A 7,786-nucleotide genomic window follows, 5' to 3' on the forward strand; every position below is an offset into this window, starting at 1 on the left:
CGCGGTTAACCACACCGCAACCCACCACTTGAGATTGCCAGTAATCACGGTAAATTTAAAGCAATTCAATGCATTTTGACATCTATCGCAGCAATACTGCGCAGTCAAAATACTGTGGTATAGTCTAGCTCACGATTACCTACATTAGGCGCAGATACATGAAACTACGTACAGCCGTAACTTTACTATTCTCGGCAGCCTCGGCGCAACTTGCCGCCGCCCCACTTGACCCTGCAAAAATACAGTTTTTGGGACCCATTGCTACCGAATCTTCGGTTAAGCCCGCCGATACCGCACACCGCGATGCTATTATCAGCAACTTATTGCCTCGGGTTAGTAAAGCAAGTAAAGATGTAACGCTATTTAACCAGAAAATGTCATGGCAAGCACTAACTGGCGTGGATCAAATCACCCTACCAGGAATGCAGGTGCTGAAATTCAACTTCACCACCTCAAGATTTACTTCAGGTAAGTTAACGCTGCAGGGCATTGATAAAGCGCAAGCATTTTTAAACGGTGTTGCGCTTAGCGAAGGTAATGAACTGCAATTGCACGTCCCCAAAGGCGACCATCAGTTTGTTGTGGTCACCGAGCAGGTCGACGATTGGAACAAGGTGGCGATCGACTTCACTGGAGAGGCGGATCATGACACCATTTCCCTAACAAGCAGTACCCGTCATGCCTTATCGGCCAAACAGCTATTTGATGCCCCAACGATCAGTGCCATTTCTCTTTCTCCAGATGGTGAGTATTCAATCATTACCAAGCGCCATTACAATGATGAAAATGGCAACTCAGCGATTAAAGAAACCTTGTTACTTAATGAGGATGGCGAGGTTATTTATCAGTTTCATGGCTTAGATGCTGATCAATTTGCTTGGCGCCAAGACAGTAAAAAGTTAGCTTTCCTGCAAGCTGAACAAGCCTTCCTCTTCGACTTAGAAAGCAAGCAAAGCACACGCATTGCCAGTAAACTAAAAGGGGCCAATGGCTTACAGTTCTATGATCACGACTCACTTATTTTTGCTTGGACTAACTCTGGCAAAGAAGAAGGGAAGCTAACTAAGCATTACCAAGGCTTGGAAGATCGCTGGTCATACGCACGCACTCAGTCGCAAGTATTTCTACTCGACATTGATAGTGGCCTGATCCGCGCATTAACAGTGGGCGATAACAGCCACTACTTAAGTGACTTTGATAGCGAACGCGGCAAGTTGCTGGTCACTCGCTCAATTTCTGACTACAGCATGCCACCACATATGAAAACTGAATTGCTCGAAGTGGATGTTGCTAGCACTAAGCAGAGGGTTATCGCGCAATATCAAACGCTCAACAGTGCTCATTATGGTGCTGACGGTATATTTGTCACTGCAGGTCCTGACTTTTCAGGTGGTGTTGGTCGCAACTTACCTGAGGGTATGCTAGCTAATAACTATGATGGCCAGCTATATTGGATGGATTATAAAGGTCAGCAAGTCACAGCCCTTAGCAAAACCTTTAAGCCAGCCATTGGTAACATTACGGTGCTTAATAACGATGATGTCGTGCTCAAAGCCACCGATGAAGACCGCCAACAGTTGTTTATTTATGACCACAGCAAATCAAGCTTTAAGCGCCTAAATACCGGTTTAGATGTTATCGGTGACTATGCTGTTTCTGATGAAAGCCGTGCCGATATACTATTTACTGGTACTACCGCGTCGACACCACAGCAGCTTAAACGTATGTCGGTTACTGGCCGTAATGCTGATACGTTGTGGGACTCCCAGAAACTGGCTTATGAGAATACTCATATTCCGAGTTTAGAGGAATTTAATTTCACTAACCAAGACGGCGTAGAAATTAAGGGTCGCGTCTATTTACCTCATGATTTGGACAAATCGCAGAAATACCCAGCATTAGTTTACTACTACGGTGGTACTTCTCCAGTGACTCGTGGCTTTACCGGCCGATACCCATTCAATCTTTGGGCGGCTAAAGGCTATGTTGTTTATGTACTGCAACCAACCGGCGCAACGGGCTTTGGACAAAAGTTTTCTGCTCAGCATGTTAATGCCTGGGGCGAGCACACGGCCAATGACATCATAACTGGAACCAAGAAGTTTGTAGAGGCTTACCCATTTGTGGATAGCAACCGTCTTGGCAACTTAGGCGCGTCTTATGGTGGCTTTATGACCATGTTATTAACCACTAAAACAGACTTATTCAGTGCTTCCATTTCCCATGCTGGGATCTCTAATATTACCTCTTATTGGGGCCAAGGTTGGTGGGGTTACTTGTACTCAGGCGAGGCATCTAAAGGCAGCTTCCCGTGGAACAATGGCAAACTTTACTCGCAGCACAGTCCCGTTTTCAATGCCGATAAAGTAACGACGCCATTACTATTAATCCATGGTGATGCCGATACCAATGTGCCACCAGGCGAAAGCCATAATATGTACACCGCGTTGAAAATTTTAGGACAAGACGTTGAGTTAGTGGAGTACAAAGGCGCTGATCACCAAATATTTGCCCGTGATAAACGCTTCCACTGGTGGAACACCATGTTGGCCTATTTTGATAAGCATTTAAAACAACAACCACAATGGTGGCAGCACTTATATGGTAAATAACCAGTTTAACTGACGCCATTTGCTAAAAGGCAGTACTTTGGTACTGCCTTTTTGTTTGCTGAATTCATTCACTTGTTTCAATAATAACGGCTTTGTATTAGGCATAATAAAATCTACTTGATCCCAACTAAAGGATCGGGTTAAGTTGCTTGAGACAGAGTTGTAAGAATTCATGTCGTCGACTTCTCAGCAGCGATCTCTCAGTGTTAATATTAAAGACAACTAAACAATTAACAGCAACAACATGCAGATAAAGGTACTACTAGTTGAAGATGATGAGCTACTAGCAAAGCGGCTTTGTGGCCACTTTGCCGACACCGAGTTTGATATCACGGTGGATAACACTGGCTCATCCGCGCTACAGTTGATCCAAGAACAATCTAATGCGCCTTTTGCGTTAGCCATTGTTGATATTGTATTGCCTGCAATAGATGGCTTACAACTCGCCAAAGAGATCAATACCCTCACCGACATCGGGGTGATCATGCTGTCTAGCCGTGACTCACAGTCGGACAGAATCGCAGGCCTGGCACTGGGTGCCGATGACTATGTCTGTAAACCGGTTGATGCGTTAGAGCTGGAACTGCGCATGCGAGCGCTGTACAAGCGCTTGTCGGGTACTAAAAATGATGAATCAGAAGAATTCATAGAATATGCCGACTTCAAACTCCACCCTGACAATCGCACTTTAATTAATCCTGTGGGCACCGAGTCAAGACTCACCGAGGCTGAACATAAGGTACTTATCTGTTTAATTGCCAATGCCGGCCGCGCCACCTCCCGCGAGCGCATTTCAGAAGACATAGGGCAGCCCGACTGGAGCCCCAGCGATAGAACCGTCGATGTGTTAGTTGGCCGCTTACGTAAAAAACTGGGTGATGATCGAGAGCAAAAACGCATCGTCACTGTCCGTGGTAAAGGCTACATGTTATCTACCTAATACTGTGAAAGCTGCTGCAACAACCTTTCTAACGCTCGGTAGCTTAACGCCTCTTTTAAATGTTCCAGCCGGATCTGTGGCTCTTGACTCAAATCAGCAATGGTCCTAGCCACTTTAATAACTCGATGATAAGAGCGCGGTGATAACTGCAGTTTTTCAGCAGCCTTACCAAGAAAGTCTAACTCCCCTTGTGCTAACTGGCACACTTGATTTAGTTCACGCACACTGAGCTTATCGTTGCTTTTGCCTTGGCGCTGCAGTGCAATGCTCTGAGCTTGCTCTACCCTGACCCTAATCAATTCACTTGGCTCTCCTGGACATTGTGATTGCAGCTCGGCAGTGTTGAGCCTTGGTAACTCGATTTGTAAATCAATACGATCAAGGAAGGGGCCAGAGATTTTAGCTAAATAGCGCAACACTTGATCAGGAGAGGCTCGTTTATCGCTATAGCACCCAGTAGGACTGGGGTTGAGCGCGGCAATCAACTGAAAATTTGCCGGGTAGTCCACCTGACGTGCGGCTCGAGAGATGGTCACTACACCGGTTTCCATTGGCTCACGTAATGAATCGAGCACCTTGCGTTCAAACTCTGGCAACTCATCAAGAAATAGCACGCCATGATTAGACAGTGATATTTCCCCAGGTTTTGTGACAATTACATCGGTAAACACGAATGTACACCTCTAATATAAAATTACACCAATATAGTGTTTTGCCTGTGTAATTGCATGTGTACATATCCACTACGAAATTAGTAAGAACGTGAACCGATTTATTGTTTCATACCGCGCTCAATTAAGTAAATTGTATTTTTCTATCTCATCATCAGAAACGAATTCTTGAAGATGGTTTGGGATACTATCCCGACGCATTGATTCTTTTTGACTTTCTGGTTTGTATAACGCTAATTCATTTTGAATCTTCAGGTTTGATTCAGGTAAAAACGACACTCGCAATTTGGGCTTTTTTGTTTTGCTTTCCGCCAATTTATTGATTGTCAGGCTTTCGACATTCCCACCAACCATGACCGCATTCGGACTATTTTCGGCCGTCTGCGTGATTGTTGGTTTTAGTCAGGAACTTATGTAGTGATGGTAAAGTGACAAAAGCAGCTAATGACAACCGTCATCATGCACAAGGCAACGACGTGAGAATTTACAACTCTAAATATAATTTATGAGTTATCTTTAACCCACTCATTCATTTCTGAATTTACAACATAGCCGTGGTAGCAATTACGATGAGAGTTATATGTAAGTAAGTTTTTATTGTGATCATTTAGATTTTCATAAAATACTTCTGATACCATCATTTCTTTGTCTAAAAGGGTTTTATCACCGTAAGAGCAGAGAAGAGCTGCCTCACCTACTAATTTACCCAACCAAACGACTTCATTAATGCCACTTCCTTTGTAGCCTGATTTTATTAATAATGAGGTACCATAGGACAAACCTATACCAACGGTCAACTCAGAGTATCCTTTCTTCTTATATTTTATGTTAAGAATATCTATAAGTGACGAAGCTTTAGCTGCAACATTGAAAAGCTCATTTATGTCATATTTTTGAGGGGTATCGAAAACTCCCCACACACTATCGCCTTCAATATATATTTCACTAACTTTTGAATGGTCTTTTATAACAGCGACTAGCTCTGAAATATAAGTTTTATAAATTTTAGCTAAGACAGGTCTTTTGTGTTTCTCATTTAAAGTTTTCGAACCCCTGATATCTATGAACATTGCAGAACAGCTAACATAGAAACCATTGTTGAAGGTTAGGTTATCCCGTGAGGGGATTGATTTTTTTTCTTCATAAGCTGCATCAGGAGTATTCAAAGTTTCATCTATTCGCTCTATGCTCTTCTTATAATCATAATAGCTATATTTTACTTCCATTTTAAACTAATGCTCCATACTTTATGAAATATCTATGATATAGGAATTAAAAGAGTTATTTGATTGTTTTGTGAATCTCAGCTTCCCGCCTTTACTAGTAGGCCAAGCGTGGTATAGCATTTCATCTACTTCTATTGTATTTTTTCCACTCGAAGACTTTGTTGCTCGAAATACACACTCACCAAAAGCTATCGGCTTTTTATTACCTTCAAGCCCAGTTAATGTGATAAGTGCCTTTCCTAGTGCCATACCAACGCCTATATCAATTTGTGGCAATCCGTACTTATCGTATAAAACTTTATTTAAAATCTCTCTGGCTTGTTCGATACATACTTTGGCTGCTTTGTGTGATTGCCTAACAACTTCTTCTTTATTTTCTTCGATTCTAAAAAAGGCAAGTACACCATCACCAAGAAACTCAGTCACTTTCCCGCCATAAGCTTCTACTACATAGGCTAAAGCTGGCAATAATGCAGAAGTTTCGTAAAAAACTCTTTGTAGCTGAGATACATCTGACTTTCTTGCACTTATAGCCTCTCTTAGGTGCTTAGTGCTATCTCGCATATCAGCTACAAAAGCTATAAACTCACTAATTACGGTTTCTTCTTCTTGCACATATTCATGGCCAGGTATATCTGATTTACTTTTATTAAATACTCTCTCACCTTCAGTGCCTACGCTCTCTAGCATTGGTTGGAGTTCACTGCCTCCGTTTTCCCAATGTTTTTCTGCTCTACTTAAGCTTTTATCTATGATGTTCTTTAGTTCATCTATTTGAGTTGGATTGAGCACTTATATTCCTCCAATTTTTAGAGTCACGAAAATAATTGTTAACACCGATATGAAACCACAAACTAAAATACTGTAAACACATGCAGTTGTACGTTTTGCTTTTACATCTCGAATATATGCAAGTTTATGTATTTCAAATACTAGCTCCTTGTGAATATCATCATCACTTTGAGGTAACAATTTAATAAAGTTTTCCATGTCGTTATTTGTCTTAATTGGGAAGTTCAAAAAATAATCTATTTTTTTAAAAGTGTATAACCCTCCAGCATAGAAGGTGCCTTTGGGAGTATCCCCCTTTATGTATTCCTTAGGATTATTAATAGGGCGCACTCCTAAAAAGAGAAAGTATAAAGCGAAGAGCCACGATACGAACGAGGCAGAAAGCAAAACTATATAGAGACTTTTATCAATTAGCACTTGTAGCAGAGGTACTAAGTCTTTAAGGCCTACTAAAGGTAAAAAAATGACCATAAACAAGAAACCAAGTTTCACATCAAAGGCTCGTATAGTATTTTGTATGTCTGTGACGGATTGGTAGAGGTATGAAGTTGCTTTCTCTTTCAATGAATTTCCCTTATAAATATTAACGATTTATATTTCAATATTTTGTCAAAGATTTTTTTAACGACTATTATTTACTCATTACTACCAATTAAAACTCAGTAGGTTCTTCCGCTAAGTGCCAATCTCAGCCGTTCAGCACAATAGTCTCTTGTTAGGCTACGCATCCAACTAAAATGCAAATGCTCTAATGTTATCTACCACGCAATAAGCTTTTACTTTGGTATTAGAAAGGTTTAATAAGCCTACAAAAACTTCTCTCAACCTGTGCATGAGCGAAACTTTAAGCTAGAAGTATTATATGAGATCGTTATATGGGTGTACTCACCACCTTCTTGAGGTAGATTCTCACCCAGATTCTGGCTATCTGTGTTCTACTTAATTTCGCGTATTCCAATTACAACCTCTATTTAAAATGCAACAATAACCTCAACTTCTTTAGTGTCGAAAAAACACTATAAATAGGTGGGGATTGCAACCTGTAATTCAAGCGATAAATGAATGCAAAATAGCTTTTTGTTTGTCCAAGTCGTTATGTTGGTTTAATTCTCACACACTATACCATCACCATCAGAGTCCCTCATAAATTGATAAGCTGGGTGTTGACTAAGCACTGGCGTAATTTTGTGCTTTTTGGCCTCAGAACAGCTTATGCGACCATTCTTGTTGTCATCATACATTTCTAAGGGGGTTCCTTGTTCATCACCTTTTTGGTCTGAGTTGCTAAGCTCTGAGTGAGGATAGAGTATCATTTCAAATGAACTACATGCGGACAGAGTTCTCTCTAAAACTTCAGCTTCATTTCTATCAACACTTAGGCTGTACTTGGTTTTAATTTGAAGCACTCGATTAGCAAACCAACACTGATTTTTTTCTGGCATCCACTCACCAGCATCATAACCACACTTTCCACCAATATTGCATCGGTTTGTAGTGGTCAACTAATTTTGGCCACAGTTTTAGAATCTTGGTATCTAACCTCTG

General features: G+C 41.2%; 7 protein-coding genes and 1 pseudogene. 2 read left to right on the forward strand and 6 right to left on the reverse strand.

Going from position 1 to position 7,786, the window contains the following annotated elements:
* The first annotated feature begins 158 nt into the window (after positions 1-158).
* Both ACNKW2_RS03500 and ACNKW2_RS03505 read left to right on the forward strand, forming a co-directional pair.
* Complete coding sequence (locus ACNKW2_RS03500; protein WP_419147308.1) at positions 159-2,612, forward strand: alpha/beta hydrolase family protein; 2,454 nt, start codon at positions 159-161, stop codon at positions 2,610-2,612.
* A gap of 244 nt (positions 2,613-2,856) precedes the next feature.
* A complete protein-coding gene (locus ACNKW2_RS03505) occupies positions 2,857-3,552 on the forward strand; it encodes a response regulator transcription factor (protein ID WP_419147309.1) in 696 nt (231 codons plus the stop codon).
* On the opposite strand, the pseudogene ACNKW2_RS03510 reads toward ACNKW2_RS03505, so the two are convergent.
* The 6 genes and pseudogenes from ACNKW2_RS03510 to ACNKW2_RS03535 form a co-directional block, all read right to left on the reverse strand.
* Positions 3,549-4,199, reverse strand: a pseudogene (locus ACNKW2_RS03510) (ATP-binding protein); the annotation flags it as partial. The gene ACNKW2_RS03505 and the pseudogene ACNKW2_RS03510 overlap by 4 nt on opposite strands.
* A 144-nt stretch (positions 4,200-4,343) precedes the next feature.
* On the reverse strand, positions 4,344-4,577 hold the full coding sequence (locus tag ACNKW2_RS03515) for a hypothetical protein (RefSeq protein ID WP_419147310.1): 234 nt from the start codon (positions 4,575-4,577) through the stop codon (positions 4,344-4,346).
* Between the two features lie 149 nt (positions 4,578-4,726).
* Positions 4,727-5,449: an adenylate/guanylate cyclase domain-containing protein gene (locus ACNKW2_RS03520; RefSeq protein WP_419147311.1), complete on the reverse strand. Its 723-nt coding sequence runs from the start codon at positions 5,447-5,449 to the stop codon at positions 4,727-4,729.
* Positions 5,450-5,470: 21 nt separating this feature from the next.
* Positions 5,471-6,241, reverse strand: a complete 771-nt coding sequence (locus ACNKW2_RS03525) for a hypothetical protein (RefSeq protein ID WP_419147312.1) — start codon at positions 6,239-6,241, stop codon at positions 5,471-5,473.
* Entirely contained in the window at positions 6,242-6,805 is a 564-nt protein-coding gene (locus ACNKW2_RS03530) for a Pycsar system effector family protein (protein ID WP_419147313.1), read from the reverse strand.
* A 539-nt stretch (positions 6,806-7,344) separates the two neighbouring features.
* Positions 7,345-7,683 (reverse strand): excalibur calcium-binding domain-containing protein, encoded by a 339-nt coding sequence (locus ACNKW2_RS03535; protein WP_419147314.1) that lies wholly within the window; start codon positions 7,681-7,683, stop codon positions 7,345-7,347.
* Between the last annotated feature and the right edge of the window lie 103 nt (positions 7,684-7,786).

The organism is Pseudoalteromonas 'SMAR', assembly GCF_048515945.1.
In the GTDB taxonomy this organism is placed as follows: Bacteria; Pseudomonadota; Gammaproteobacteria; order Enterobacterales; family Alteromonadaceae; genus Pseudoalteromonas.

What these genes read in the sequence shown, in the direction of transcription:
- ACNKW2_RS03500 (WP_419147308.1), top strand. Translation starts at nt 159, where the DNA reads ATGAAACTACGTACAGCCGTAACTTTACTATTCTCGGCAGCCTCGGCG.
- ACNKW2_RS03515 (WP_419147310.1), bottom strand. Translation starts at nt 4,577, where the DNA reads ATGGTTGGTGGGAATGTCGAAAGCCTGACAATCAATAAATTGGCGGAA.
- ACNKW2_RS03520 (WP_419147311.1), bottom strand. Translation starts at nt 5,449, where the DNA reads ATGGAAGTAAAATATAGCTATTATGATTATAAGAAGAGCATAGAGCGA.
- ACNKW2_RS03505 (WP_419147309.1), top strand. Translation starts at nt 2,857, where the DNA reads ATGCAGATAAAGGTACTACTAGTTGAAGATGATGAGCTACTAGCAAAG.
- ACNKW2_RS03535 (WP_419147314.1), bottom strand. Translation starts at nt 7,683, where the DNA reads ATGCCAGAAAAAAATCAGTGTTGGTTTGCTAATCGAGTGCTTCAAATT.